Consider the following 25,477-nt stretch of genomic DNA (forward strand, 5'->3'; position numbering starts at 1 on the left):
CGCGGAGGAAGGGCTCAGGCGCGGTTCCGGAACACCGGTTCGGCCCAGCGGGGTGGGGGTTTCGGCCGGTCGTCGGCGGGGTCGGGGACGGGCCGGTCCACGTGGGTGGGGGCGCGTCCGCCGGCCGCCCTGCCGGTGGTGGCGCTGCGCAGGGCGGCGACGAAGGCCAGGCAGGACGGGTACCGGTCGTCGGGGCTCTTGGCCAGGGCCTTGGCGAAGACGGCGTCGACCTGTTCGGGCAGGTCGGGGCGGGCCCGGGTCAGCGGGGGCGGGTCGTCGTACTGGTGGGCCCACAGCAGCGCCATGTCGTCGTCGCGGCGGAAGGGCGGGTGGCCGGCGAGTGTCTCGTGGACGACACAGGCGAAGCCGTAGACGTCGCAGCGGGCGTCGACCGGGCGGCCCGAGATCTGCTCGGGGGCGACGTAGTCGAGGGTGCCGACGAACTGGCCGACGGTGGTGAAGCCGGTCAGCGACAGCGACTTCTTCGTCAGGCCGAAGTCGGTGAGGTAGACGTGCTCGGGGTGGTCGCTGTCGGTGCCGCGGGAGACGAGGATGTTGCCCGGTTTGACGTCCCGGTGGACCAGGCCGTGGTCGTGGGCGGCGTCGAGCGCGGAGGCGACCTGGGCGGCGATGCGCAGGGCGGTGGCGGGCGGCAGCGGGCCCTCGCGGTCCAGCAGGTGGCGCAGGTCGCTGCCGGAGACGTACCGCATGGCGATGTACAGGATGCCGTCGGTCTCACCCGCCTCGAACACGGGCACGATGTGCGGGTGGTCGATCGCGGCGGCGGCCCGGGACTCGTGGGTGAAGCGGCGGCGGAAGGTGTCGTTGCGGGCGAGTTCCGGGGCGAGCAGCTTGAGGGCGACGGTGCGGTCCAGCCGCAGGTCGCGGGCCCGGTAGACGACGGCCATGCCGCCGCGCCCGATCTCCTGCTCGATCCGGTACCCGGCGACCTGCCGGCCGACCAGCTCGGAGGGCCGTCCCGCGAACAGACTGGTGTCGCCGCTCATCGGGCGTCACCGTCGGAGGACACGGTCATGGACGGTCACCGCCGCGGCTGACGCCGCCGTCGGCGGTCACCACCCGGGTGGGGTCGTGGGGGACGACCTGGGTGGCGTCCCGATCCGCGACCTGCCGGGACTCGGAGGAAACGACCTGGGTGGCGTCGGGATCCGCGACCTGCCGGGCCTCGAGGGAGACGACCTGGGTGGGGTCGTGGGGCGCGGTTTCGCTGGGGTCGGGGTCTTCTACCTGCGTGGGGTGCTGAGGCGCGGTTTCGCTGGGGTCGGGGTCTTCTACCTGCGTGGAGTCGTGGGGCGCGGTTTCGCGGGGGTCAGGGTCCGCTACCTGCGTGGAGTCGTGAGGCGCGATCTTGCGGGGGTCAGGGTCCGCTACCTGCGTGGGGGCGTCTGCCCCGGTCTCGTAGGGGGCGGGCTCCCCTACCTGGGTGGAGTCGTGGGGCGCGGACATGGGGGGGTCAGGGTCCGCTGCCTGCGTGGGGCCGTGGGACCCGGTCTCGTGGGGGTCGGGGGCCCCTGCCTGCGTGGGGTGTCGGGCCACCACCCGCGTCGGCTCGGCAGTCACTGCCTGGGTGGGGTCATGGGCCCGCACCTGACCGGAATCGCCCTCCCCCGCCCCGGCGGAGCCATGACCTACCCCCCGCCCCGGCCCCGCAGCCACCACCCGCGTCGGTTCGTGGTCTCCCGCCTGGCCGGAATCGCCCACCCGCCGGGACTCCGCAGGCGCCGGGTCCTGGGGCACGACCTGGGTCGGGGGGTGGTCCGGGCGGAGCTGGTCCGTGGGGGTGGGGCCCTGGGTCGGGGTCGCGCGGGGTGGGTCGTCGGGGGCGTACGTGCTCAGGCGGGTGCCGTCGGTGTAGACCCAACGGTCGTGGCCGGGGTCGTACAGCCACGCGGACTCGCCGTCGACGACGAGCCCGATGCGCAGCCCGTGCGTGCGGGCGCGGAAGGAGGCGCCGTCGAGCGCGCCGCCCGCCAGGGCCTCCACGGCCGCGCGGTAGCGGGTCAGGGTGTCCTCGGCGCGGGCCAGCAGAGGGCGCGGGTCGGCGGTCCGGGCGAGCGGGGCCTCGGCGGCGGGCGGGTCCTGCGGTACGGCGACGAGGCGGCGGCCGTCGACCCAGGCCGTCCAGCCGTTGGAGCACACCACACGCCCCCAGTCGCCGAGCCGTTCGACGAGCTGCACCGGCAGCAGCGGGTCGAGGGCGACGGTGGTCCGGTCCGGGTCGGGGGCCTCCCAGGCGGGCATGCCGTGCGGGGGCACGACGTGGGTGGGCCGGAACCCCGGGGTCGGTGCGGTCATGGGACCGCCCCCTTCCGCATCGCCATCGGGTCGCCTACTTCCGCATCACCGCGGGTTCGCGCCGGCGCAGCAGCCGGGAGACCAGGAACCCGAACAGGACGGACAGCACGAGCAGCATGCCGACGTCGAGCAGCCACACCCCGGCCTCGTGCCGGAACAGCGGATCGCCGGACAGGTCGCCCGGCACGATCCGCGAGAGCTGGACCGTGCCGGCCATCGCGGCCAGCGCCCAGCGGGACGGCACCAGCCAGGACAGCTGTTCCAGCCCGGGCACGCCGTCCAGCTTCAGCAGGGCGCCGCAGAAGACCACCTGGACGAGGGCGAGGAGGACGAGCAGCGGCATCGTCACCTCCTCCTTGCGCACCAGTGCGGAGACGACCAGCCCGAGCATCATCGCGGTGAAGCCGAGCAGCGCCACGGCGACCGCGATCTCGACCAGGGGCGGCATCAGCACGCCTTCGTCCCCGGGCGCGTTGAGATCGACGCCCAGCAGGGCGACGACGGTCAGCACCACCGCCTGGAGCACGGTGATCGTGCCGAGGACGACGACCTTGGACATCAGGTACGCCGATCGGGACAGGCCCACGGCCCGTTCCCGCTGGTAGATCACGCGTTCCTTGACGAGTTCGCGCACGGCGTTGGCGGCGCCGCCGAGGACCGCGCCGACGCACAGGATCAGCAGCGCGTTCATCGCCGTCTTGCGGGTGAGCTCGCTGCCGGCCAGCGCCCGGCCCATCGCGCCCATCACGAACGGCAGCGCGATCATGATGGCGAGGAACGTGCGGTCGGCGCTGAGCGCCGCCGAGTACCGGCGGACCAGGGTGCCCAGCTGGGCGCCCCGGCTGCGCGGCCGGGGCGGCCGGGTGATGACGACCGGGCCGGACCGGGGCCGGCGCGGCTGCACGGTGGCGTCGGCGATGTACCGACGCTGGAGCGCGGAGGCGCGGAACTCGCCCGCCCAGTCCCGCTCCTGGTCGCGTTCGAACGCCTCGAAGGCCTCCGGCCACTGCGCGAAGCCGAAGAAGGGCAGGGCCTCCTCGGGCGGCCCGTAGTAGGCGATCTTCCCGCCGGGCGCGAGGACGAGCAGCCGGTCGCACACGTCCAGGCTGAGCACGCTGTGGGTGACCACGATGACGGTCCGGCCGTCGTCGGCCAGGCCGCGCAGCATGTGCATCACCGAGCGGTCCATGCCCGGGTCGAGCCCGGAGGTCGGTTCGTCGAGGAAGAGCAGCGAGGGCTTGGTGAGCAGTTCCAGGGCCACGCTGACCCGCTTGCGCTGTCCGCCCGACAGGCTGTGCACGGGCTGCCCCGCGCGCTGTTCCAGGCCCAGTTCGCGGAGGACCTCGTCGACCCGGGCCCGCCGCTCGGCCTTGGCGGTGTCCTGCGGGAAGCGCAGTTCGGCGGCGTAGGAGAGGGCTTTGCGGACGGTCAGCTGGGCGTGGAGGATGTCGTCCTGCGGGACCAGGCCGATGCGCTGGCGCAGTTCGGCGTAGTCGCGGTAGAGGTCACGGCCGTCGTACAGCACGGTGCCGTGGTCGGCGGGCCGCTGGCCGGTGAGGGCGTTGAGCAGGGTCGACTTCCCGGCGCCGCTCGGGCCGACGACCGCCAGCAGGGTCTTCTCCCCCACCGGGAAGGACACGTGGTCGAGCAGGGTCTTGCGGCCCCGGTCGACGGCGACGGTCAGGTCCTGGACGTCGAGGGAGATCTCGCCGGTGTCGACGTACTCCTGCAGCTGGTCGCCGACCAGGCAGAACTCCGAGTGGCCGATGCCGACGATGTCCCCCGGGCCGACGGGGGCGGTGGTGACGAGCCGGCCGTTGAGGTACGTGCCGTTGTGGCTGCCGAGGTCGGCGATCTCGTACGTCCCGTCCGGCAGGGCACGCAGTTCGGCGTGCCGGCGGGAGACCAGCAGATCGTCGATGACCAGGTCGTTGTCGGCGGCACGGCCGATGCGGACGGTGCGGGCGGGCAGCGGCCGTACGGTCGTGGGCTGCCGGAAGGTGCCGGTCAGTCCGGGCATCGAGACGGCGGAGGGGCGCTCCGGGGCGGGGGCGGTGCGGCCGATGAGGACGGCGCGCGGACCGTCGGCCGGGTTGCCGAAGCGGATGACGCTGCCGGGGCCGACGTGCCACTCGTGGACGCGGTGGCCGTCGGCGTAGGTGCCGTTGGTGCTGTTCTCGTCCTCGAGGGTCCAGTGGCCGTCGTCGGGCCGCAGCACGGCGTGGTGCCAGGAGACCCGGGCGTCGTCGAGGACGATGTCGCTCAACGGGTCGCGTCCGACGTGGTAGTCGCGGCCCGGACTCATCACCGTCGAGCCCGTCTCGGTCTCCAGGACGAGCTCGGGCGCGGTCGACACGGCCGGCCGGTCAGCCATGCCAGGATTCTACCGATTCACCCGGATGTACGCCTGGGCGGAGAACGTACAGCGCGGGGGACGCACAGCGGGACTCAGGCGACGGGGACGCCGAGGGCCGGGGCCATCCGCTGCATGCGCAGGGCGTCGACCGACTCCGCGAGCAGTTCGTACTCGGTGGTGTCGTCGCTGGTGGCGATGCGTACCAGGCGTCCGGCGGCCAGCTCCTCGGCGACCAGTTCCTGCTGGGAGACGTCGGCGCACCAGGCGCGCAGTACGGCGGGCACGTCGGGCACGGTGTCGGCGACGGGGACGAGCGCGCCGGGCGGTACGTGCTCAGCGTCGGGCTGGGGGTCGAGGCGCTGGGCGATCCAGGTCGCCCGGTCCCGTAACCACCACAGGGCGAGGGCCAGGGTGGGGGCGCGGTAGGTGCCCAACGGAACGCCTATGCGCTGTCCGCCGCAGACGCCGTACGCGGTGACGTGACACAGGAACTCGTCGTGCACGTTGTCCCTCCCCGTTGCCCTGCTCGCCTGTCGGCCTGCCTCGCTCTCCCGCGGCTCGCGTGCTGTACGTGAGGGCGCCGTCGCCCTGTGGAAGCGCTCTCGAAGTCGAGTATGTTCACTGCTGAAACAGTGTCACCATGCTTTTCCGGCCACTCTCCTGGCATATTCGCCGCTGCTCGCCGCTGCCGGTGGCCGAAACGCGCCTCCCGGGTGCCTGCCGTATGACCTGGGAGGTAATCGACGGCTCGCGGCGGGCGCGGGCATGGTGGTCGTACCGGGTCGCCGCCAGGCGATCCGGGTCCTGACCAGCACCGACACCACCTCGATGGAGGCTGATCGCCCATGTCCGCACCCGCCACCCGCCGCTATGAGGACGCCGTCGCCCGCTACTTCGAGGCGTGGAACGCCGAGGGCCCGGACGCGCGGGCCAAGGCGGTCGCCGCGGCCTGGACGGAGGACGGCGGCTATACCGACCCGCTCGCCGACGTCCGCGGCCACGACGGGATCGCCGCGGTGATCGCGGCGGCGCGCGAGCAGTTCCCGGGGTTCGTCTTCCGGCGCACCGGGGACGTGGACGGGCACCACGACACGGCCCGCTTCTCCTGGGAGCTGGTCAGCGAGGCCGACGGCTCGGCGCCCGTCGCGGGGTCGGACGTGGTCACGCTGGACGAGGCGGGCCGGATCAGGTCCGTCCTCGGATTCCTGGACCGGGTGCCCGCGGGGGCGTGAGAGGCGGCTCGGCGATGAGTTCTCCGGCTTCCGGCGGTCTTACGTGCGGGGACGGACCACCGGCAGCGGAGGACATCATGGCGAAGACCGGGAAACTGGACGCGGAGTTCACCGCCGTCCTGCGCAAGAGCCCGAAGGAGGCCGGCTGGACGTATCTCGTCTGGCCGGAGTCCGTCGGTTTCTTCGGCACCCGCGGCCTGGTCAAGGTCCGGGGCACCATCGACGGTCACCCGTTCCGCAGCTCCTTCATGGCGCTGGGGGACGGCACGCACAAGTTGCCCGTGAAGGCCGAAGTCCGCGAGGCCATCGGGAAGGGCGCGGGCGACACGGTCACCGTCCGGCTGGAGGAGCGGCTCGAGTGAGGAGCGGGGAGGTCCCAGGAGCGGACGAGCCAGGGCCCGGCCCGGCCCGGATCGGCCCGGGCGGCGATCCGGCCCGACCTGGCCGAGGGTCCGACTCGGTCCGGCTCGCCTCGACCGAGGGCGTGGCCTGGCCCGGCCCGGTCCGACTCGTTGGCCAACCGAGATCCGGGTCCCGGTCGGCCGGGCTCGGCCGTAGGTTCGGCCGGATGCCGGAGGCGGGCCGCCGTCGCCGGCAGTCACACGGCCTACCGGTTGACGACCGCGTCGATCCGTTCCAGTTCCTCCGCGTCGAAGTCGAGGTTGCGGGTCGCGGCCACGCTGTCCTCGATCTGCCGGGTGCTGCTCGCCCCGACCAGCGCCGAGGTCACCCGGCCGCCGCGCAGCACCCAGGCCAGGGCCATCTGCGCCAGCGTCTGGCCGCGCTCCTTCGCGATGTCGTTCAGGTCGCGCAGCTTGGCCACCAGGTCCTCGGTGAGCGCGTCGGAGCTGAGGAACGGGCTGTCGCTCGCGGCGCGGGAGTCCTCCGGGATGCCGTCGAGGTAGCGGGCCGAGAGCACGCCCTGTTCCAGCGGGGAGAACACGATGGAGCCGACCTGGAGCTCGTCGAGGGTGTCGAGCAGGCCCTCCTCCGGGCGCCGGTCGAGCATCGAGTAGCGCGGCTGGTGGATGAGGAGCGGGGTACCGAGCTCGCCCAGGATGCGGGCGGCCTCGCGGGTCTGCTCCGGACTGTAGTTGGAGATGCCGACGTACAGCGCCTTCCCCTGCTGCACCGCCGAGTGCAGGGCGCCCATCGTCTCCTCCAGCGGAGTGTCCGGGTCGGGGCGGTGCGAGTAGAAGATGTCGACGTAGTCCAGGCCCATCCGCTTCAGGCTCTGGTCCAGCGAGGACAGCAGGTACTTGCGCGAGCCCCACTCGCCGTACGGGCCGGGCCACATCAGGTAGCCGGCCTTGGTGGAGATCACCAGCTCGTCGCGGTACCGCGCGAAGTCGGCCCTGAGCGCCTCGCCGAAGGCCAGCTCGGCGGCGCCGGGCGGCGGGCCGTAGTTGTTGGCCAGGTCGAAGTGGGTGACGCCGAGGTCGAAGGCGCGGCGCAGGATGGCCCGCTGGATCTCCACCGGCCGGTCGGGGCCGAAGTTGTGCCACAGGCCGAGCGACAGCGCGGGGAGCTTCAGGCCGCTGCGTCCGGTGCGCCGGTAGGGCATGTCCGCGTAGCGGTCGGGGTGTGCGGTGTACAACGCGACTCCAGGGGGTGGGCACACGGGATACCGGCTCGGTGCCGACCGGGGACGGCCGGTGGCAGACGAACCGCTAGCCACTCTGGCCCGACCTGCGAGCATTCGTCCAACAGAAGAATCCGATGAGATTCAGCGACTACGCTTCTCAGTCATGGAACTGCGCCACCTCCAGCACTTCGTCGCGGTCGCCGAGGACCAGCATTTCACCCGGGCGGCGGAACGGCTGATGGTCTCCCAGTCGGGTCTGTCGGCCTCCATCCGCGCGCTGGAGCGGGAGCTGCGCACGCCGCTGTTCGTCCGTACGACCCGGCGGGTGACGCTCACCCCGGCCGGGCGGGCGCTGCTCACCGAGGCGGAGCGGATCCTGGCGCAGGTGCGGGCGGCGCACGAGGCGGTGGCGGCGGTGCAGGGCGTGCTGCGCGGCATGCTCGCGGTGGGTACCGAGCAGTGCATCGCCGGGATCGACGCGGCACGGCTGCTGGCCGCGTTCCGGCACCGCCACCCGGACGTGGAGATCTGCCTGCGGCAGGCCGGCTCGGGTGCGCTGGCCGAGGAGGTCGCGGCCGGGCGGCTCGACCTGGCGTTCGGGGTGCGGACGCAGGCGGACTCGGACCAGCTGCGGTCGGTGTCGCTGACCAGTGAGCCGATGACGGTGCTGTGCCACCCCGGGCACCGGCTCGCGGCCGTGGGTGCGCCCGTCACCCCGCAGGACCTGGGCGGCGAGGTGTTCGTGGACTTCCACCCGGACTGGGGGCCGCGCCGCACCACCGACGCCGTGTTCGCCGCGGCGGGCGTACGGCGCCGGGTGGCGCTGGAGGTGAACGACGTGCACACGCTGCTGGACCTGGTGGGCGAGAACCTCGGCGTCGCCGTCGTCCCCCGGCACTTCGCGCACAAGCGGGCCTCGCTGACCGCCCTGCCGGTCAAGGACACGGGCGAGGCGGTGTACGAGACGGTCGCCCTGCTGCCGCCCCCGCAGGCCACCAGCCCGGCGGCCCGCGCCCTGATGGCGCTGCTGGACCGGGCACCCGAGGGCGGCGGGGGCGCGTGAGGGGCGCGGATGCGGGAGGGTGGAGCCATGCATGCGAAGGACATCCTCATCGACGGCTACAGCCGCATCCAGGAAGAGGTCCACGCCGCCGTCGAGGGCCTCGGTCCCGACGACCTGTGCGCCCGTCCCGCCCCTGACGCCAACTCCATCGCCTGGTTGGTGTGGCATCTCACCCGCGTCCAGGACGACCACGTCGCCGACGCCTTCGACCTGGACCAGGTGTGGCTGTCCCAGGACTGGGAGAAACGCTTCGGTCTGGGACTGCCGCGCCACGACACCGGATACGGCCACAGCCCGGCGAAGGTCGCCAAGGTCCGGGTCGACTCCGCCGACCTGCTGACCGGTTACTACGACGCCGTCCACGAGCAGACCCTCGACTGCCTGCGCTCCCTGTCCGCCAAGGATCTGGAGCGGATCGTGGACGAGCGCTGGGATCCGCCGGTCAGCCTCGGCGTCCGGCTGGTCAGCGTCCTGTCCGACGATCTCCAGCACGTCGGACAGGCCGCCTACCTGCGCGGGCTGCTTCAGAGCGCGGCCGCGTAGCCGGGCAGGACGACGTCCCGGATGAGCGCGTTCCGCTCGTCGAACGGGAGGAACGCGCTCTTCAGGGCGTTGACGGTGACCGTGCGCAGGTCCTCCACGGTCCACCCTGCCTGCTCGACCAGCAGCGACATCTCCCGGGTCATCGTCGTGCCCGACACCAGGCGGTTGTCGGTGTTGAGGGTGACCCGGAAACCGAGGTCCTTCAGCGCGGTGATGGGGTGCTCGGCGATGGAGGTCGCCGCGCCGGTCTGGAGGTTGGAGGTGGGGCACATCTCCAGCGCGATACGGCGGTCCCGCACCCACGCGGCCAGACGCCCGAGCTTGCCGGCCGCGAGGTCGGGGATGTCGTCGGTGATGCGCACCCCGTGCCCGATGCGCTGGGCACCGCACACCTGCAGCGCCTGGTGGATGCTGGGCAGGCCGTGCGCCTCACCGGCGTGGATGGTGAACGGCACGTTCTCGCGGCGCAGGTGCTCGAAGGCCGCGAGGTGGTCGGCGGGCGGGAAGCCGTCCTCGGCGCCGGCGATGTCGAAGCCGACGACCCCGGCGTCCCGGAACGCCACCACCAGGTCGGCGATCTCCCGGCTCCGGTCGAACATGCGCATCCCGCACAGCAGGGTGCCGACCCGGACGGGCGTACCCGCTGCCGCCGCCTTGGCCATACCGGCGGCGAGCCCCTCCTGCACGGTCTCGACGACCTCGGGCAGCGTCAGCCCGCCCCGGACCATCAGCTCGGGGGCGTAGCGGACCTCGCCGTAGACGACACCGTCGGCGGCCAGGTCGAGGACGTACTCCTCGGCGGTGCGCAGCAGGCCCTCGCGGGTCTGCATGACGGCGAGGGTGTGCTCGAAGGTGGCTATGTAGCGGACCAGGTCGCCGGAGTTGGCGGCCTCGTAGTACCAGGCGGCCAGTTCGCCGGGGTCGGTGGTGGGCAGGGTGTGGCCGACCGCGTCCGCGAGTTCCACGACGGTGTCGGGGCGCAGGCCGCCGTCGAGGTGGTCGTGCAGGACGGCCTTGGGAAGGCGGCGGAGGGTGTCGGTGTCGATGCGGGGCGCGGTCATGTGCGGTCTTTCTCGGTGTCGGGTGGTACTCAGCTGGCGGGCTGGATCAGGTCCCAGCGGTTGCCGTACAGGTCCTGGAAGACGGCCACCGTGCCGTACGGCTCGTGGCGCGGCTCCTCCAGGAAGGTCACGCCGGCGGCGCGCATGCGGGCGTGGTCGCGGGCGAAGTCGTCGGTGTGCAGGAAGAAGCCGACGCGCCCGCCGGTCTGGTCGCCGACCCGGGCGCGCTGCGCCTCCCCTTTGGCTCGGGCGAGCAGCAGGCCGGTGCCCTCCCCCGGGGTGCCGGGTTCGACGACGACCCAGCGGGATCCGTCGGGCCGGGGGGTGTCCTCGGCGAGCCGGAATCCGAGGGCGTCGGTGTAGAACCGGATCGCCTCGTCGTAGTCGTCGACCACGAGGCTGACCAGGGCGATGCGTCTCATCGGGACCTCTCGGGCGGGGTGATTGACGGGAGAGGTTATACGTAAAACCCGAGGAGCGCCAGTTCGTTCCGGTGCCCCGGGAAGCGGCTCGTGCCCGTTGCCCGGCGCCAGGGGTGTGCGGGTGTCGCGGGCGTATCGAAAAGCGCATACGCCGCCGCAACGGCCCTGCGTCTGCAATGAGGGCATGCCTCACGACGTATCCCTGACGGCACGGCCCCGCCGCACGCGCGGGTTCGTGCTCCTCGCTGCGGCCCTCCTCGGCGCGGCGGGCGCCGTGTTCGTGCTGCGGCGGCCGCTCATGATGTCCGCCCCGGTGTGCATGGCCGGGCGGTGGCACGGCTGCTACGACACCTTCAACGGTGTGGTGCTCATGACGTTGGTGACGCTGCCGCTGGCCGCGCTGGCCGCCTGGGTCCTGGCGCGCCGTCGGCGGGCCGCCGGTGTCCCGTCGGCGTGGCGGATGTCGCTGGCGGAGGTGGGCATGGTGCACGGCACCGTGCCGTTCGTGTGGCTGACCTTGATGCCGGGCGGCGCGGCCGGCACCGCCCCCGCCCGGGTGAGCCTGGTACCGCTGCGGGACCTGGTCACGATGGGCCCGCTCGGCATCGTCGGCAACCTGCTGGTCTTCGCGGCGCTGGGCTTCTTCGCCCCGGTGCGGTGCGCGGCGCTGGCGTCCGTGCCCCGGATCCTGGCCCTGGGGGCGGGCTGCTCGGTCCTGGTCGAGACCGCTCAGTACGTCCTGCGGCTGGACCGGGTGTCCTCCGTGGACGACGTCCTGGTCAACACCGCCGGCGCGGTGCTGGCCGGGCTGGCGTCGCGGCGCTGGTGGCGCACCACGGCCCCCTCGCCGACGGACCGGCCCCGACCCGCGTCGGCGACGGCGGGCTGAGGGCGGTCCGGTACGCGCACGTCTTCGCATACGCCGGCGATATGCGGTGCTGCCTAGGCTGCGGACATGCGCGTACTCATCGTGGAGGACGAGCCCTTTCTGGCCGAAGCCGTCCGTGACGGTCTGCGGCTGGAGGCGATCGCCGCCGACATCGCCGGCGACGGCGACTCCGCCCTGGAACTGCTCAGCGTCAACTCCTACGACCTCGCGGTCCTGGACCGCGACATCCCCGGCCCCTCCGGCGACGAGGTCGCCCGGCGCATCGTCGCCTCCGGCAGCGGCATCCCGATCCTCATGCTCACCGCCGCCGACCGGATCGACGACAAGGCGTCCGGGTTCGAACTCGGCGCCGACGACTACCTCACCAAGCCGTTCGAACTGCGGGAGCTCGTGCTGCGGTTGAGGGCACTCGACCGCAGACGGGCCTACGCCCGGCCGCCGGTCCGTGAGATCGCGGGCCTGCGGCTCGACCCCTTCCGCAGGGAGGTCTTCCGCGACGGACGCTATGTCGCGCTCACCCGCAAGCAGTTCGCCGTGCTGGAAGTCCTGGTCGCCGCCGAGGGCGGGGTCGTCAGCGCCGAGGAGCTGCTGGAACGGGCCTGGGACGAGAACGCCGACCCGCTCACCAACGCCGTGCGCATCACCGTCTCCGCACTGCGCAAACGGCTCGGCGAACCATGGATCATCGCCACCGTGCCGGGTGTCGGCTACCGCATCGACACCGGCCGCCCCGACACCCCCCACCCCGGCAGCACACATGCCTAGACGCCCAGGACTCAGCGCCCGACTGAAACTCACCCTCAGCTACGCCGGATTCCTCTTCGTCGCCGGCACTCTCCTGCTGGCCGTCATGTGGGTCTTCGTGCTGCGTTGGCTGCCGGCCCACGATCCCGCATCCCTCCAGAAGAGGTTCGGTCCCGTGATCGTCGTCGGTCGCAACCGCTCCGAGCTCCTGCGCGGCTTCGCCCCCGCCGCGGCCACCGCGCTGGCCTTCCTCCTCGTGTTCGGTCTCCTGGGCGGATGGATCCTCGCCGGCCGGATGCTCGCACCGCTCTCACAGATCACGGCCGCGGCACGGATGGCCGGGAACGGGTCGCTGTCCCACCGGATCCGTATGAAGGACCGCCGGGACGAATTCCGGGAACTCGCCGACGCGTTCGACACCATGCTCGAACAACTCGAGTCGCACGTCGCCGAGCAGCAGAGGTTCGCCGCGAACGCCTCCCACGAACTGCGCACCCCGCTGGCCATCTCACAGACGCTGCTCGACGTCGCCCGCACGGACCCGACACAGGACAAGGACGAGCTCTTCGCACGCCTGCGGGCTGTCAACACGCGCGCGATCGGCCTCACCGAGGCCCTCCTGCTGCTCAGCCGCAGCGACCGCGGGACCTTCACCCGCGAGAGCGTCGACCTCTCCCTCCTCGCCGAGGAAGCGGCCGAAACCCTGCTCCCCCTGGCCGAACAGCGCGGGATCACACTCGACGTCACGGGCGGAGCGGCACGGACCAGCGGCTCCGCGGAACTCCTGCTGCGGATGGTGACGAACCTCGTCCAGAACGCCATCGTCCACAACCTCCCCGCCGACGGCACCGTGACGGTCCACACCGAGGAACACGGCGACACGAGCCTGCTGCGGGTGGCGAACACGGGCCCCCGACTTCCACCCGAGCTGGTACCGACCCTCACCGAACCCTTCCAGCGCGCATCGGAACGCGTGCACACCGACGAGCACCCCGGTGCCGGTCTCGGCCTGGCCATCGTGCACAGCGTCGTCCGCGCCCACGACGGAACACTCGACCTCGCCCCCCGCCCCGCAGGCGGCCTCCTCGCCACGGTCCGGCTGCCCGCCGCACGCCCGGTACGGAACACGCCTTGAGCGGGCGGGACGGTGCGTAAACCGTCCAGCCAGGGCCCGCGTCGGCCACCGGCATGCCCCGGACGTTATTCACTGGCATGCCCCGCGAGCCGCGCCTAGCGTGAGCGGCCGTGAAGCGACGACGGCAGAAGAAGCTCGCCCGGAAGCTCGTCATGGCGGCCATGGTGGGGCAGACGGACGGCGTGCGCCGCCTGCTGCGCGCCGGCGCACAGCCGGACACGCCCGACCCCGACGGCACCACCCCTCTGTACGCCGCGTCCGTGCACGGGTCCGCGGGCACCGTCCGGCTACTGCTGACCGCCGGGGCTCCGCCCGACAGCGAGAGCGGGTACGGCACCGAGGGCACCCCCCTGTGCGGAGCGGCGTGCTGGGGCCACACGGAGGCGGTGCGCGCCCTGCTGGAGCACGGCGCCGACCCGGACCTCCGCGAGGACCACGGCACCGGCCGGTCCCCTCTGGAATGGGCGCTTGCCGGTCCCTACCCGGAGACCGTCGCCGTCCTGCTGGCCGCCGGGGCCACTCCCCCGCCGGACACGGGCAGCGGCGGCTGAGCGCCGAGCGGCCGGCACCGGACATGATCCGCGGCGGCGGGATCGTAGACGCCGAAACCGTCGGGCTGCTCCAATGAGCAGCCCTGGACGGCCCGTTCAGCCCGACACGAGCCCACGAGAGGCAGCCCGTGAACACCGTGCACCCCGTGAAGCCTGTAAACATCGTCGATCTCGCCGCGCTCGGTGAGTCCTTCACCCGCGACCCGCACCCCGTCTACGCCGGGTTACGGGCGCGGGGGCCGGTGCACCGCATCCGCATGCCGGAAGGCGGGGCTCAGGCGTGGCTCGTCGTCGGGTACGAGGCCGGGCAGGCCGCCCTCACCGACCCCAGGCTCTCCAAGGACTGGAGCAAGGCCTCCCCCGAGCTGCCCCTGGGGGCCGTCTCCTCCGGTCCGCACATGCTCAGGGCCGATCCGCCGGACCACACGCGGCTGCGCAAGCTGGTCGCGCGGGAGTTCACCCCGCGCCGGGTGGAGGAACTGGCCCCGCGCGTGCAGAAGACCACCGACGCGCTGCTGGACCGGATGCTCGCCGCCCCGGACGGGCGCGCCGACCTCGTCGAGGCGCTGTCCTTCCCGCTGCCGATCTCCGTGATCTGCGACCTCCTCGGCGTTCCCGGCCTGGACCGCGCGTCCTTCCGGGCGTGGTCGAACGACGCGCTCGGCTCCGTCGACCCCGAAGCCCGCAAGGCCGCCGCCACCGCGATGGCGGAATACCTGGCGGAGCTGGTGGAGGACAAGCGGCAGCGGCCCGGCGACGACCTCATGAGCGCTCTGATCCACGGCTCCGACGAAGACGGGGACCGGTTGTCCCACGAGGAACTGCTGGGCATGGCCTGGCTGCTGCTGGTCGCCGGTCACGAGACCACCGTCAACCTCATCTCCAACGGCACCCTGGCCCTGCTCACCCATCCGGAGCAGCTGGCCGCCCTGCGCGCGGACCTGTCCCTGATCGACAGCGCGGTCGAGGAGATGCTGCGCTACGAAGGGCCCGTGGAAACCCCCACCTACCGCTTCACCACCGAGCCGGTGACGATCGGCGACACGGTGATCCCCGGCGGCGGCGAACTCGTCCTCGTGGCGCTGTCCGACGCCAACCGCGACCCCGCCCGCTTCCCCGCGCCCGACCGCTTCGACATCTCCCGTGACGCCCGCGGCCATGTCGCGTTCGGACACGGCATCCACCACTGCCTGGGGGCGCCGCTGGCGCGTCTGGAGGCCCGGATCGCCGTCCGGACCCTGCTGGAACGCTGCCCGGACCTGTCCCTGGACATCCACCCGGCGGCCCTCACCTGGCGCCCGGGGATGATGATCCGCGGCCCGCGGAGCCTGCCGGTACGTTTCACCGGGTAGGGCGGCGCGGGCCGCCGGCCGGGAGGAGAGCGTCATGACCGCGGACACCGATCGTCTTCCCCCGCCTCCGGCGCGCGAGCCCGACTTCGAGGACGACTTCTCGGCTCCGTATCTCCGGAAGGACCGCTGGGTCGACCACTATCTGCCGCACTGGACGGTCCCCGAGCGGTCCCGGGCCCGCTACGACCTGGACGGTCCCGGACTGCGGCTGCGCATCGACGCGGATCAGCCGGACTGGAGACCGCAGGACGCCCCCTTGCGCGTGTCCAACCTCCAGACCGGCGTGTTCTCCGGCCCGCCGGGCTCCCGGCGGGGAACCCACCGCCACCGTCCGGACGGACTGGTCGTCCGCACGCCGACACCGCCGCGTCTGCTGTGGGCGCCCACCGCAGGGCACGTGGAGGTGACCGTGAGCGCGAGCCGGGACGAGGCGTGCATGCTCGCCGCCTGGCTGGTGGGGACGGAGCACCTGTCCGAGGAGGACAGCGGCGAGATCTGCCTCTTCGAGATCGACGCCGAAGCGGTCGGGGAGGAGACGAGCCGTGCCCGGTGCGGGATCAAGGCGCATACGGACCGGCGGCTGAGGACCGACATGGCCGAGGTCGTCGTGCCGCTCGACGCGTCGAGGCCGCACACCTGGACGGCCGTGTGGGGGCCCTCGGGCACGGTCATCGGCTGCGAGGGGGTCGCCGTGCGGCGGCTGGCCCAGTCGCCGCGCTACCCGCTGTTCCTGATGATCGACCTGTTCGAGACCGGTCCCCGCCCACGGAGCACGAGCACGGCCGCGCGCTACCCCAAGACCGCCCGCGTCCACCGCGTGCGTGGGTGGGACACGTCGAGCCGTTGACCAGGAGTCCGCCGGTGGGGATGTCAGGGCGCCGAGAGCAGACCGGGCCCCGCAGTCGGGGAGCCGCCTGATCCTCGTGGCGGGCTAGATCACCGACGGCCACGACCGCTCGGCTGGACCACACTGCCGGCCGGCCGTGCCCCGCACCTGCGCGGTCGGAGCGCTACAGAGCGACGGGGCGTTCGAAGAACGTCTCCAGCACCACCGTGGCCTGCGTGCCGCTGACTCCGTCGATGGCGTACAGGCGGCGCAGGACGTCCTGGAGCTGTTCGGTCGTCGAGGTTCTGACCTTGAGCAGGACCGACGCGCTGCCGGCGATGACATGGGCTTCCTGGATCTCCGGGACGGCGGCGAACCGGTCGCCGGAGTCCCCCACCCACCGCGTCGAGTTCACCATGACGAAGGCGAGCACGCCCCGTCCGACCGCCGCGGGATCGACGTCGACGGACGTCCGCCGGATGACCCCTTGTTCACGCAGTTTGCGTACCCGCTCGTGGGCTGCCCCGGCGGAGAGTCCGACGGCCTGGCCCAGCGCCGCGTACGGCCGCGAGGCGTCTTCCTGGAGGAGCGTCAGCAACCTCCGATCCACGTCGTCCAACTGCATCTCCTTCAGTAATTTGCTTGATCTACCGAATGTCATTCTGCATAGTGGGGCGATCACAGGCTAGCATTCGACGCAGGGGCGGCAGATGTCAGACGAGCGACCGCAGGTGTACGAGATCCTCGACGAACGGTTCCGCACCGGCCGGTGCCATGCGGGCGACTCGAAACTGGAGGTCCTCTTCGAGGGCAGCCGCTGGGCCGAGGGGCCCCTGTACGTGCCGGCCGGGCGGTACCTGGTGTGGAGCGACATCCCCAACGACCGCCTGCTGCGCTGGGACGAGACGACCGGACAGGTCGGTGTCTTCCGCTCCCCCGCCGGTTACCCCAACGGCAACACGCTGGACAACGAGGGCCGCCTGATCACCTGCGAGCAGGGCAACCGCCGTGTGACCCGCACCGAGCACGACGGCTCGATCACCGTGCTCGCCGACCGTTTCGAGGGCAAGCGGTTCAACAGCCCCAACGACGCCGCCGTGAAGTCGGACGGCTCGATCTGGTTCTCCGACCCCGACTTCGGGATCACCAGCGACTACGAGGGGCATCGCGCCGAGAGCGAGATCGGCGCGTGCAACGTCTACCGCCTGGACCCCGGCACCGGCGAGGTGCGGCTGGTCGCCGACGGCTTCCAGGGCCCCAACGGCCTGGTCTTCTCCCCCGACGAGCGCCGGCTGTACGTCTCGGACAGCCGCGCCAACCACATCCGCGTCTTCGACGTCCGCGACGACGGCACTCTCGACGACGGCGAGATCTTCACCGAGTGCGCGATCGGCAACTTCGACAACATCCGCTTCGACCTCGACGGCCGGCTCTGGGCCGCCGCGCTCTACGGCGGCGTGCACTGCTACGACCCGGACGGCACCCTCCTCGGCCGCCTCCTGGTCCCCGGCCGGGTCGCCAACATCCGCTTCGGCGGCGCCCGGCGCAACCGCATGTTCATCGCCGCCGACACCACGCTCACTCCCTCGTCATGTCGGTCACCGGCACCCCGCCGCTGCCGACCGCACACCGGAAGGCACCGGCGGGGCCGTGACGGGCCCGCTTTCGCGCCCGGCGCTCACCGCCCCACGCCCCGAGCCGCTCAACCCGCCGGTCGGCGAAGCCCGTTGAGCCGCGTCAGTTCGTCGTCCGTGAGGCGGAGGGCGCCGGCCGCCACGTTCTGCACGAGGTGCTCCGGGTTGCCGGTGCCGGGGATGGCCAGGACGTGCGGGCCCTGGTGCAGGGTCCAGGCCGTGCGCACCTGTGCGGGGGTCGCGCCGTGCGCCCGGGCGACGGCCAGCACCTCCTTGTCCTGCCGCGCGGCGGTGGCGCCGTACTCCCCTCCCTCCCCGGCGACGGCGTAGTACGGTACGAACGCGATGCCCTGTTCGCCGCAGATCCGCAGGAGTTCGTCGCCGGCCGGGTCGGGCCGGTCGAGCGCGTACCGGTTCTGCACGCACACCACGGGGGCGATGGCCTGCGCCTCGGCCAGGTGGCGGGGCTCGACGTTGGAGATGCCGAGGTGGCGGATCAGGCCCGCTGCGCGCAGGTCCGCGAGGGCGCCGAAGTGGTCGGCGATGGAGTCGTACGACGGCATCCGGCGCAGGTTGACCACGTCCAGGTGGTCGCGGCCGAGCTGGCGCAGGTTCTCCTCGACGTGGCCGCGCAGGTCCTCGGGCCGTGCGGCGGTGCCCCACTCCCCCGACCAGGTGCGGTACGGGCCGACCTTGGTGACGATGACCAGGTCGTCCGGGTACGGGGCCAGGGCGCTGTTGATGAGCTCGTTGGCGGAGCGCAGCGCCGAGAAGTAGAAGGCGGCCGTGTCGAGGTGGTTGACGCCCAGGTCGACCGCCTTGCGCAGGACGGCGATCGACCGGTCGCGGTCGCTGGGGGTGCCGTGGTGGAAGGCGGCGCTGCCCGTCAGCCGCATCGCGCCGAAGCCGAGGCGGTGGACGGGCAGGTCGCCGAGTCTCCCGGTGCCGGAGGTGTCCGCGGTGATCGTCTGCGAGCTCATCGGCGGAGTCTCGCACACCCGCCGGCGGCCCCCGGCGGAACTGGGGCGTCAGCAGTACAGGTTGCCGCCCGGTGTCGTGCCGAGGATCTGCGTGAAGCGCTGGTAGGCGTCCACGCGGCTCTGCACCTGCGCCGGGTTCCGGCCGTCGCACTCCAGGGAGCCGTTGATGCTGCGGATGGTCTGGCCGAAGCCCGCCCCGCCGACCATGGCCTGGTGGGGGGGCATGGAGCCCGGGCCGGTCTGGGTGTTCCAGTACCACAGGGCCGTCTTCCAGGCGACGGCCGCGTCGTTCTGCACCAGCCAGGGGTTGTTGAGCAGGTCGATGCCCAGTGCGTCGCCCGCGGCCTTGTAGTTGAAGTTCCAGCTCAGCTGGATCGGGCCGCGTCCGTAGTAGGCGGCCTGGCCGGCCGGGCAGCCGTAGGGCCGGCTCCAGTCGCAGTAGTGCGGGTAGTTGGCGGTGTTCTGCTCCACCACGTGCACCAGACCGCCGGTCTCGTGGCTGACGTTGGCGAGGAAGGCCGCGGCCTCCTGCTTGCGCACCGTCTCGCTGCCGGTGGCGGCGAAGCCGGGATAGGCGCTGAGCGCCTGGGTGAGGCCGCGGTAGGTGTAGAAGGAATTCCGGTTCGGGAACATCTGGTTGAACTGCGCCTCGCTCACCACGAAGGTGCCGACGGGCGTTCCGGAGCCGCTGTCACAGGCGTACGGCTCCCAGTACCAGGTGCTGATCGTCGGGTCGTAGCCCGGGTTGTCGTGTTCGGCTATGTAGGCCTTGCCGTCGGTGTAGCGGACGATGTCGCCGGTGACGTACGGCTTTCCGGCCACCCACGCGGGGTAGCTGGAGCACGCGGCGGCGGAGGCGGGCGAGGCCGGCAGGAAGACCGGCGTGGTGCCCGCGAGGGCGAGGGCGGTCAGGACGGTGGCGATACGGCGCCTCGACACGTCATCAACTCCTTTGCGCAACGCGGCCGTACCGGAGCGCCGGGCAGCGCGCAGCGGCGCCCGGGCGCACGCACACGGCCGTGGTGGGGGGTGTGAGGCACACTCAATCGCTTTGGTCTGTACCAGTCAAGGGTGTAGACCAGTCACAGGTACGCAGGTTCCGGTCAGGGCGCGAGCTGCCGCCGGCGCCGTTCGAGGTAACCGCGCTCCGCCGGGCTCCGTGTCAGGGCGATCGCGGCGTCATAGGCCCGGGCCGCCTCCGCGTTGCGGCCCAGCCGCCGCAGCAGGTCGGCGCGGACCGCGTGGAGGACGTGGTAACCGCCGAGGTCGAGGGCGTCCACCAGGTCGAGGGCCTGCCGGGGGCCGTGGACCTCGGCGACGGCGACCGCCCGGTTCAGCGCCACGACCGGGCTCGGCGCCAGGGCCGTCAGCTGGTCGTACAGCTGGAGGATCTGTCCCCAGTCGGTGGCCTCGGCGCTCGGCGCGTCGCTGTGCACGGCCTGGATGGCGGCCTGGATCTGGTAGGGGCCCGGCCGGTTGCGCCGCAGGCAGCGGCGGACGAGGTCCTGTCCCTCGGCGATCAGGGCGTGGCCCCAGCGGGCCCGGTCCTGCTCGGGCAGCGGCACCAGGTCGCCCCGGTCGTCGTGCCGGGCGGCCCTGCGGGACTCGCTGAGCAGCATCAGCGCCAGCAGGCCGGTCACCTCGGGTTCGTCGGGCATCAGCTCGGCGAGGAGCCGGCCGAGGCGTACGGCCTCGGCGGACAGTCCGGCGTCACCGGTGTACCCCTCGTTGAAGATCAGGTACACGACCGCGAGGACGCCGCCCAGCCGGTCGGGCAGGTCGGCGTCCCGGGGCACCCGGTAGGGGATCCCCGCGTTGCGGATCTTCGCCTTGGCCCGCACCAGCCGCTGGGCCATGGTCGCCTCGGGCACCAGGAAGGCGCGGGCGATCTGCGCCGTGCTGAGCCCGCCGAGCAGCCGCAGGGTCAGGGCGACCCGGGCCTGCAGGGCGAGCGCGGGGTGACAGCAGGTGAAGATCAGGCGGAGCCGGTCGTCGCGCACGGGGCCCTCCTCGGGCGGTGCGTCGGGAGTGTGCAGCAGGGCCGCCTCGGCGTGCCGGGCCTCACGGGTGGACTCGCGGCGCAGCCGGTCGATGGCCCGGTTGCGGGCGGTGGTGATGATCCACCCGGCCGGGCTGGGCGGCACGCCGGTGGCAGGCCAGCGCTGCACGGCGAGGGTGAAGGCGTCCTGAACCGCTTCCTCGGCGAGGTCGATGTCGCCGAGGAAGCGGACGAGGGAGGCGACCGCGCGGCCGTACTCCGCGCGGAAGACGGAGGCGATGTCCACGGAGTCCATGGTCACGTCCTCGCAGGGGTCAGTCGGCGTCTCCCATGAACGGCCGCACCTCGATCGGCAGGGTGGTCGCCAGAGCCGCCTTGCGGCCCCACTGCAGGGCGGCGTCCAGGTCGGGCGCCTTGATCAGGCAGATCCCGCCGAGCATCTCCTTGCCCTCCACGTACGGGCCGTCGGTGACCAGGACGTCACCGTCGCGGGGGCGCAACACGGTGGAGGACTCCGGACCGTGCAGTCCCCCGGCGAACACCCAGGCGCCCGCCTCGCGCAGCTCCTTGTGGAAGACCTCGAGGTTCTTGTCGATCTCGGCGAGCACCTCAGGGGCGGGCGTCCCGCCGACCGGCTGCATCACGCTGAGCAGGTAGTACTTCATGGTGGCCTCCTCGGGTTCGTGGGGTTCTGTCACCTCCTACACGAACGGCACACCCCCGGATCGACACCTCGCCCCACCGAACCGCGAGAATTTTTTCCATGACCTCCGCGCCGCACCCCCTCGTGACCCGTGCCCGGCAGCTGGCCCGCGATCTGCTCCTTCCGCAGGCCGAGCGGGTGGACCAGGAGGGGGTGCCCGTGAGCCACCTGGCCGAGATCCGGCGATCGGGGCTGCTCGGGGTGGGCGCGCCGGCGGAGTACGGCGGTGCGGACGCGCCGGCCGCCGTGGCGCGGGAGACGGCGGAGATCCTGGCCGGGGCCTGCTGCTCCACGTGGTTCGTGCAGACCCAGCACCACACGCCGGTGAAGATGCTCGCCACATACGACTGCCCCGCCCGGGCGAAGCTGCTGCGTCCCCTGGCCACGGGCGAGCTGCTGGCCGGGATCGCCTACGCCCACGTCCGGTCCTACCCCCGGGTCCCCGTCCGGGCCGCCCAGGAGCGCGGCGGCTGGCGCTTCGACGGGACGGTGCCCTGGTACACGGGGTGGGGACTGAACGATGTGATGCTGCTGGCCGGGGTGACTCAGGCGGCCGAGGTGGTGTTCGCCTTCGTCGAGGCACGCGAGCAGCCGGGGCTGCGCGCGTCCCCGCCGATGCGGCTGGCGGCGCTCACGGCCGCCCGTACGGTCTCCCTCGAGCTCGACGGTCTGCGGGTGCCGGAGGAGGCCGTGGTGCTGCGCACCCCGCGGGAGCGGTTCGCGCGGATCGACCTGCCGAGGAACACCAACGCGAGCCCCGCCGTCTTCGCAGTGGCCCAGGCGGCGCTGGACCTGGTCGAGGCCGCGCCGGACGGCGCGGAGACCGCCCGGCCGCTGCGGGCCCGCCTCGACGAGGTCCGGCGGCAGGCGTACGCGCTCGCCGACCACCCGGTGCCGCACGAGCGGACCGAGGAACGGCTGGCGCTGAAGACACGGGCGTACGACGTGATGCGCGCGGCCACGACCGCGGCGGTCGTGGCCGGCGGCGGCCGGTCCATGGCCCTGGACAGCCGCGCCCAGCGGCTGGCCCGTGAGGGCCTGTTCCTGCTGGTGCAGGGGCAGACGGCCGAGGTGCGCCGGGCGCACCTCGGCGCGCTCGCCGGCGGGGGGCCGCGCTAACTCGCGAACGGCACCTGCGCCGAGAGGGCGGTGTCGCTGCCCAAGGGGTGCCGCCACAGCCCCTGCGCGGCCAGGCGCGGCAGGACGCCCTCGCCGAACCAGTACGCCTCCTCCAGGTGCGGATAGCCGGAGAGGATGAACTCCTCGATGCCCAGCGCGTGGTACTCCCCGATCCGCTCGGCGACCTCGTCGTGGCTGCCGACCAGGGCGGTGCCGGCGCCGCCGCGCACCAGGCCGATGCCGGCCCACAGGTTGGGGTGGATCTCCAGGCCGTCCCGGTTGCCGCCGCCGTGCAGGGCGAGCATGCGCCGCTGCCCCTCGGACTCGCTGCGGGCGAGCCCGGCCTGGATGGCCCTGACACTCTCCGGGTCGAATCCGTCCAGGAGCCGGTTCGCCTCCGCCCAGGCCTGCTCGGCCGTGTCCCGGGTGATGACGTGCAGCCGGATGCCGAAGCGGAGGGTGCGGCCCTCCCTGGCCGCCAGGGACCGTATCCAGGCGATCTTCTCGGCGACCTGGGCGGGCGGTTCGCCCCAGGTGAGGTACACGTCGGCGTGCCGGGCGGCGACCTCCCCCGCGACGGGCGAGGAGCCGCCGAAGTACACCTGCGGGACGGGGTCGGGCACCCGGGCCAGGGTCGCGTCCGCGACCTGGAGGTGCTCGCCGTGCAGGTCGACGGTCTTGCCGTCCCACAACTGCCGTACGATCTGCAGGAATTCCCCGGTACGGCGGTAGCGGGCGTCCTTGTCGAGGAAGTCGCCGTAGGCCCGCTGCTCGTGGCTCTCGCCGCCGGTGACGACGTTGAGCAGGAGCCGTCCGCCGGTCTGCCGCTGGAAGGTGGCGGCCATCTGCGCGGCCAGCGTGGGAGAGACGAAGCCGGGCCGGAAGGCGACCAGGAACTTCAGGCGTTCGGTGTGCTGACTGACCATCGCCGTCGTCAGCCACGCGTCCTCGCACCAGGCGCCCGTCGGGGTGAGCGCGCCGGCGAAGCCCAGGTCCTCGGCGGCGCGGGCGATCTGGCTCAGGTAGGCGACCGTCGGCGGCCGGTCCCGGCCGGAGGCGGTGGCCGGGGTGCCGTGGCCGCCGCCGACGACATGGCGGCTGTCGCCGTTGGTGGGCAGGAACCAGTGGAAGGTGAGGGACACGCGGGTCTCCGATCAGGTGTGCTTCGGACGCTCTTCAGAGCAGGCCGTGCCGGGGCGGCCGGGTGCCGTGGAGGACAAAGCGGCCGAGGTGCTGGATCTTCCAGCGAACCGGGTCGTGCAGGGTGTGGGTGCGGGCGTCGCGCCAGTGCCGGTGCAGGTTGAGGGAGTGGAGCGCGGAGCGGGTGCCGGACACCTCGAACAGGGCGTCCGCCACCTCGACGGCCGCCTGGGCGGCCTGCACCTTGGCCGCGGCGACCGCGAGGGACGCCTCGGCCGCCGTCTCGTCGGTGAGGTGGGCCGCGGCCCCGTCCACCGCCCGGGCGGCCTCGCGCAGCAGCGCCTCGGCCGCCCGTACGAGCAGGGCGAGTTCACCGAACCGATGGATCAGCAGCGGGTCGTCGGCGGCGGATGCGTGTCCCTCGGCGAGGCTCTCGAACCAGGGGCGGCTCTTGGTGCGCACGAAGGCGACCGCCTCCGCGAGCGCGCCGGCGGCGATCCCGGTGTCGATGGCGGCGTGCAGCAACTGGGCGGTGGCGCCGTGCAGTTGCGGGCCCTGAAAGGTGAGGTGGTGCGGCAGGACCCGGTCGGCGGGGACCGGGACGCCGTCGAGGCGGACGGTGCCGCTGGCCGTGGTCCGCTGGCCCATGCCGTCCCAGTCGTCGACGACGGTGAGCCCCGGCGCGTCGCGCGGCACGTACGCGACGTGCAGGGCGCCGTCCCCGGCGCGGGCCAGGACGGGGATCCAGTCGGCGAACAGGGCACCCGTGGAGTAGTGCTTGACACCGGTCATCAGGTAGGAGCCGTCCGCCTGGGGTTCCAGGCGGGTACGGATGTCCTGGACGTGCTGTGTGCCGGCCTCCGACTGGGCGTTGCCGAACCGCCGCCCGGCGAGCAGCTCCGCGAAGAAGAACCTCCGCTGCTGCTCGGTGCCCTGGCGGCGGATCACGTTGACGTACACGAAGTGGCTCTGCGGGATCTGCGCGAGGCTCGCGTCCGCCGAGGCGAGCAGCCGGAAGATCTCCGCGAGGGTCTCCTGGCGGACGTCGGCGCCGCCGTGCTCGGCGGGGACGGTGACGGCGAGCAGCCCGGAGGCGGACAGCCGCCGCACCTCCTCGCGCGGCAGCCGGCGCTCGGCGTCCCGCGCGGCGGCGCCCGCCCGGAACTCCTCGGCCAGCTCGGCGGCGACGGCCAGGGCCTCGGCGTCGTCGGCGATCACATGCGCGGACATGGCCGGTGCTCAGCTCGCCGCGGCCAGGACGGGGGTGCGGCCGAGGGCCGCCGAGAACTGGTCGACGACCTGGGCCAGCGCCTCGGCGGCGGCCGGTGTCACGGTGAGGGTGCCGTCCTCGTGGACGGTGATGTCCTTGTCGAGGGTGAACCAGCCCTGCACAATGTGCGCGGCGCCCATGGAGTTCAGCACCGGGCGCAGCGCGTAGTCGATGGCCAGGACGTGCGCGGTGCTGCCGCCGGTGGCGAGCGGCAGCACGGTCTTGCCGGTGAGCGCGTACTGCGGGAGCAGGTCCAGCAGCGCCTTGAGGACGCCGGAGTACGCCGCCTTGTACACGGGGGTGCCGACGACGACGCCGTCGGCGCGGGCGAACAGTTCGGTGGCCTCGACGATCGCCGGGTGCCGGAAGTCGGCCCCGAGCAGGGCCTCCGCGGGGATGGTGCGCACGTCGAGCGGGACCACCTCGTGGCCCTGCGCGGTCAGGCGCCGGTCCAGGTGGCGCAGCAGGCGGTTGGTGCGGGAGGAGGCGGAGGGGCTGCCGGAGACGGACAGGACGGTGGCCATGGGTCCTCTTTCGATGCGGAGCCGGGGCGCCCG

At 72.8% G+C, this 25,477-nt stretch carries 25 protein-coding genes and 2 pseudogenes; 12 read left to right on the forward strand and 15 right to left on the reverse strand.

What is annotated here, in order from left to right; all coding sequences use genetic code 11:
* Nucleotides 1-14 precede the first annotated feature (14 nt).
* The 4 genes and pseudogenes from AB0K80_RS25210 to AB0K80_RS25225 all read right to left on the reverse strand — a co-directional run bounded on the left by AB0K80_RS25210 (nt 15) and on the right by AB0K80_RS25225 (nt 5,175).
* On the reverse strand, nt 15-1,007 hold the full coding sequence (locus AB0K80_RS25210) for a serine/threonine-protein kinase (RefSeq protein WP_365673294.1): 993 nt from the start codon (nt 1,005-1,007) through the stop codon (nt 15-17).
* Between the two features lie 811 nt (nt 1,008-1,818).
* Nucleotides 1,819-2,316, reverse strand: a pseudogene (locus AB0K80_RS25215) (hypothetical protein); the annotation flags it as partial.
* Between the two features lie 34 nt (nt 2,317-2,350).
* Nucleotides 2,351-4,690, reverse strand: coding sequence for an FHA domain-containing protein (locus AB0K80_RS25220; protein WP_365673296.1), 2,340 nt, complete (start codon nt 4,688-4,690; stop codon nt 2,351-2,353).
* A 74-nt stretch (nt 4,691-4,764) separates the two neighbouring features.
* On the reverse strand, nt 4,765-5,175 hold the full coding sequence (locus AB0K80_RS25225) for a hypothetical protein (RefSeq protein ID WP_365673297.1): 411 nt from the start codon (nt 5,173-5,175) through the stop codon (nt 4,765-4,767).
* 342 nt (nt 5,176-5,517) lie between these two features.
* On the opposite strand from AB0K80_RS25225, the gene AB0K80_RS25230 reads away from it, so the two are divergent.
* Both AB0K80_RS25230 and AB0K80_RS25235 read left to right on the forward strand, forming a co-directional pair.
* Nucleotides 5,518-5,904, forward strand: coding sequence for a nuclear transport factor 2 family protein (locus AB0K80_RS25230; RefSeq protein WP_365673299.1), 387 nt, complete (start codon nt 5,518-5,520; stop codon nt 5,902-5,904).
* Between the two features lie 77 nt (nt 5,905-5,981).
* Nucleotides 5,982-6,266 carry a DUF1905 domain-containing protein gene (locus AB0K80_RS25235; RefSeq protein WP_365673301.1) on the forward strand — a complete coding sequence of 95 codons (285 nt, stop codon included), beginning with the start codon at nt 5,982-5,984 and terminating at the stop codon, nt 6,264-6,266.
* Between the two features lie 245 nt (nt 6,267-6,511).
* On the opposite strand, the gene mgrA is transcribed toward AB0K80_RS25235, so the two are convergent.
* On the reverse strand, nt 6,512-7,501 hold the full coding sequence (gene mgrA, locus AB0K80_RS25240; RefSeq protein ID WP_365673303.1) for an L-glyceraldehyde 3-phosphate reductase: 990 nt from the start codon (nt 7,499-7,501) through the stop codon (nt 6,512-6,514).
* Nucleotides 7,502-7,652: 151 nt separating this feature from the next.
* Here mgrA and AB0K80_RS25245 point away from each other — a divergent pair, with 151 nt between their 5' ends.
* The gene (locus AB0K80_RS25245; RefSeq protein WP_365673304.1) at nt 7,653-8,552 is read left to right on the forward strand and encodes a LysR substrate-binding domain-containing protein; all 900 of its coding nucleotides are present in this window, start codon (nt 7,653-7,655) and stop codon (nt 8,550-8,552) included.
* 27 nt (nt 8,553-8,579) lie between these two features.
* Nucleotides 8,580-9,095, forward strand: coding sequence for a DUF664 domain-containing protein (locus AB0K80_RS25250; RefSeq protein ID WP_365673305.1), 516 nt, complete (start codon nt 8,580-8,582; stop codon nt 9,093-9,095).
* Here AB0K80_RS25250 and AB0K80_RS25255 read toward each other — a convergent pair.
* Nucleotides 9,077-10,156, reverse strand: coding sequence for an adenosine deaminase (locus AB0K80_RS25255; protein WP_365673307.1), 1,080 nt, complete (start codon nt 10,154-10,156; stop codon nt 9,077-9,079). The two genes, AB0K80_RS25250 and AB0K80_RS25255, sit on opposite strands and share 19 nt — an antisense overlap.
* 29 nt (nt 10,157-10,185) lie before the next feature.
* Nucleotides 10,186-10,578 (reverse strand): VOC family protein, encoded by a 393-nt coding sequence (locus AB0K80_RS25260; RefSeq protein ID WP_365673308.1) that lies wholly within the window; start codon nt 10,576-10,578, stop codon nt 10,186-10,188.
* A 184-nt stretch (nt 10,579-10,762) separates the two neighbouring features.
* On the opposite strand from AB0K80_RS25260, the gene AB0K80_RS25265 reads away from it, so the two are divergent.
* The 6 genes from AB0K80_RS25265 (at nt 10,763) to AB0K80_RS25290 (ending at nt 16,096) form a co-directional block, all read left to right on the forward strand.
* Nucleotides 10,763-11,467 (forward strand): VanZ family protein, encoded by a 705-nt coding sequence (locus AB0K80_RS25265; protein ID WP_365673310.1) that lies wholly within the window; start codon nt 10,763-10,765, stop codon nt 11,465-11,467.
* 66 nt (nt 11,468-11,533) lie between these two features.
* Nucleotides 11,534-12,232, forward strand: coding sequence for a response regulator transcription factor (locus AB0K80_RS25270; protein WP_365673312.1), 699 nt, complete (start codon nt 11,534-11,536; stop codon nt 12,230-12,232).
* Nucleotides 12,225-13,346 carry a HAMP domain-containing sensor histidine kinase gene (locus tag AB0K80_RS25275; protein ID WP_365673314.1) on the forward strand — a complete coding sequence of 374 codons (1,122 nt, stop codon included), beginning with the start codon at nt 12,225-12,227 and terminating at the stop codon, nt 13,344-13,346. Before AB0K80_RS25270 ends, AB0K80_RS25275 begins: the two co-directional genes overlap by 8 nt.
* 110 nt (nt 13,347-13,456) lie before the next feature.
* Nucleotides 13,457-13,897: an ankyrin repeat domain-containing protein gene (locus tag AB0K80_RS25280; RefSeq protein ID WP_365673316.1), complete on the forward strand. Its 441-nt coding sequence runs from the start codon at nt 13,457-13,459 to the stop codon at nt 13,895-13,897.
* A gap of 146 nt (nt 13,898-14,043) precedes the next feature.
* On the forward strand, nt 14,044-15,249 hold the full coding sequence (locus tag AB0K80_RS25285) for a cytochrome P450 (RefSeq protein ID WP_365673318.1): 1,206 nt from the start codon (nt 14,044-14,046) through the stop codon (nt 15,247-15,249).
* 34 nt (nt 15,250-15,283) lie between these two features.
* Complete coding sequence (locus AB0K80_RS25290) at nt 15,284-16,096, forward strand: hypothetical protein (RefSeq protein ID WP_365673320.1); 813 nt, start codon at nt 15,284-15,286, stop codon at nt 16,094-16,096.
* A 163-nt stretch (nt 16,097-16,259) separates the two neighbouring features.
* Here the strand turns inward: AB0K80_RS25290 and AB0K80_RS25295 are convergent, their stop codons facing one another.
* Nucleotides 16,260-16,694: an Lrp/AsnC family transcriptional regulator gene (locus AB0K80_RS25295; RefSeq protein WP_365673321.1), complete on the reverse strand. Its 435-nt coding sequence runs from the start codon at nt 16,692-16,694 to the stop codon at nt 16,260-16,262.
* A 91-nt stretch (nt 16,695-16,785) separates the two neighbouring features.
* Between AB0K80_RS25295 and AB0K80_RS25300 the strand changes: the two are divergent.
* A pseudogene (locus AB0K80_RS25300) lies at nt 16,786-17,729 on the forward strand (SMP-30/gluconolactonase/LRE family protein).
* A 48-nt stretch (nt 17,730-17,777) separates the two neighbouring features.
* Here AB0K80_RS25300 and AB0K80_RS25305 read toward each other — a convergent pair.
* The 4 genes from AB0K80_RS25305 to AB0K80_RS25320 form a co-directional block, all read right to left on the reverse strand.
* Nucleotides 17,778-18,689, reverse strand: a complete 912-nt coding sequence (locus AB0K80_RS25305; RefSeq protein WP_365673323.1) for an aldo/keto reductase — start codon at nt 18,687-18,689, stop codon at nt 17,778-17,780.
* 48 nt (nt 18,690-18,737) lie between these two features.
* A complete protein-coding gene (locus AB0K80_RS25310) occupies nt 18,738-19,628 on the reverse strand; it encodes a glycoside hydrolase family 19 protein (RefSeq protein ID WP_365673325.1) in 891 nt (296 codons plus the stop codon).
* A 164-nt stretch (nt 19,629-19,792) separates the two neighbouring features.
* A complete protein-coding gene (locus AB0K80_RS25315) occupies nt 19,793-20,983 on the reverse strand; it encodes an RNA polymerase sigma factor (RefSeq protein WP_365673327.1) in 1,191 nt (396 codons plus the stop codon).
* 19 nt (nt 20,984-21,002) lie between these two features.
* Nucleotides 21,003-21,353 (reverse strand): YciI family protein, encoded by a 351-nt coding sequence (locus tag AB0K80_RS25320; protein ID WP_365673550.1) that lies wholly within the window; start codon nt 21,351-21,353, stop codon nt 21,003-21,005.
* Between the two features lie 98 nt (nt 21,354-21,451).
* On the opposite strand from AB0K80_RS25320, the gene AB0K80_RS25325 reads away from it, so the two are divergent.
* A complete protein-coding gene (locus AB0K80_RS25325; RefSeq protein ID WP_365673329.1) occupies nt 21,452-22,510 on the forward strand; it encodes an acyl-CoA dehydrogenase family protein in 1,059 nt (352 codons plus the stop codon).
* Here AB0K80_RS25325 and AB0K80_RS25330 read toward each other — a convergent pair.
* Genes AB0K80_RS25330 through ssuE form a run of 3 tightly spaced genes read right to left on the reverse strand, consistent with a single transcriptional unit; the run spans nt 22,507 to nt 25,444 of the window.
* Entirely contained in the window at nt 22,507-23,652 is a 1,146-nt protein-coding gene (locus tag AB0K80_RS25330; RefSeq protein ID WP_365673331.1) for an LLM class flavin-dependent oxidoreductase, read from the reverse strand. The two genes, AB0K80_RS25325 and AB0K80_RS25330, sit on opposite strands and share 4 nt — an antisense overlap.
* A gap of 34 nt (nt 23,653-23,686) precedes the next feature.
* The gene (locus AB0K80_RS25335; RefSeq protein ID WP_365673332.1) at nt 23,687-24,880 is read right to left on the reverse strand and encodes an SfnB family sulfur acquisition oxidoreductase; all 1,194 of its coding nucleotides are present in this window, start codon (nt 24,878-24,880) and stop codon (nt 23,687-23,689) included.
* 9 nt (nt 24,881-24,889) lie between these two features.
* Nucleotides 24,890-25,444 (reverse strand): NADPH-dependent FMN reductase, encoded by a 555-nt coding sequence (gene ssuE, locus AB0K80_RS25340; RefSeq protein ID WP_365673334.1) that lies wholly within the window; start codon nt 25,442-25,444, stop codon nt 24,890-24,892.
* Nucleotides 25,445-25,477 lie beyond the last annotated feature (33 nt).

It is taken from the genome of Streptomyces sp. NPDC052682, from assembly GCF_040678435.1.
In the GTDB taxonomy this organism is placed as follows: Bacteria; Actinomycetota; Actinomycetes; order Streptomycetales; family Streptomycetaceae; genus Streptomyces.

Coding starts and splice junctions, on each gene's coding strand:
- AB0K80_RS25270 (WP_365673312.1), top strand. CDS start 11,534: ATGCGCGTACTCATCGTGGAGGACGAGCCCTTTCTGGCCGAAGCCGTC.
- AB0K80_RS25250 (WP_365673305.1), top strand. CDS start 8,580: ATGCATGCGAAGGACATCCTCATCGACGGCTACAGCCGCATCCAGGAA.
- AB0K80_RS25275 (WP_365673314.1), top strand. CDS start 12,225: ATGCCTAGACGCCCAGGACTCAGCGCCCGACTGAAACTCACCCTCAGC.
- AB0K80_RS25325 (WP_365673329.1), top strand. CDS start 21,452: ATGACCTCCGCGCCGCACCCCCTCGTGACCCGTGCCCGGCAGCTGGCC.
- AB0K80_RS25235 (WP_365673301.1), top strand. CDS start 5,982: ATGGCGAAGACCGGGAAACTGGACGCGGAGTTCACCGCCGTCCTGCGC.
- AB0K80_RS25220 (WP_365673296.1), bottom strand. CDS start 4,690: ATGGCTGACCGGCCGGCCGTGTCGACCGCGCCCGAGCTCGTCCTGGAG.
- AB0K80_RS25290 (WP_365673320.1), top strand. CDS start 15,284: ATGACCGCGGACACCGATCGTCTTCCCCCGCCTCCGGCGCGCGAGCCC.
- AB0K80_RS25230 (WP_365673299.1), top strand. CDS start 5,518: ATGTCCGCACCCGCCACCCGCCGCTATGAGGACGCCGTCGCCCGCTAC.
- AB0K80_RS25245 (WP_365673304.1), top strand. CDS start 7,653: ATGGAACTGCGCCACCTCCAGCACTTCGTCGCGGTCGCCGAGGACCAG.
- AB0K80_RS25305 (WP_365673323.1), bottom strand. CDS start 18,689: ATGAGCTCGCAGACGATCACCGCGGACACCTCCGGCACCGGGAGACTC.
- AB0K80_RS25335 (WP_365673332.1), bottom strand. CDS start 24,880: ATGTCCGCGCATGTGATCGCCGACGACGCCGAGGCCCTGGCCGTCGCC.
- AB0K80_RS25315 (WP_365673327.1), bottom strand. CDS start 20,983: ATGGACTCCGTGGACATCGCCTCCGTCTTCCGCGCGGAGTACGGCCGC.
- AB0K80_RS25255 (WP_365673307.1), bottom strand. CDS start 10,156: ATGACCGCGCCCCGCATCGACACCGACACCCTCCGCCGCCTTCCCAAG.
- AB0K80_RS25265 (WP_365673310.1), top strand. CDS start 10,763: ATGCCTCACGACGTATCCCTGACGGCACGGCCCCGCCGCACGCGCGGG.
- AB0K80_RS25210 (WP_365673294.1), bottom strand. CDS start 1,007: ATGAGCGGCGACACCAGTCTGTTCGCGGGACGGCCCTCCGAGCTGGTC.
- ssuE (WP_365673334.1), bottom strand. CDS start 25,444: ATGGCCACCGTCCTGTCCGTCTCCGGCAGCCCCTCCGCCTCCTCCCGC.
- AB0K80_RS25320 (WP_365673550.1), bottom strand. CDS start 21,353: ATGAAGTACTACCTGCTCAGCGTGATGCAGCCGGTCGGCGGGACGCCC.
- AB0K80_RS25260 (WP_365673308.1), bottom strand. CDS start 10,578: ATGAGACGCATCGCCCTGGTCAGCCTCGTGGTCGACGACTACGACGAG.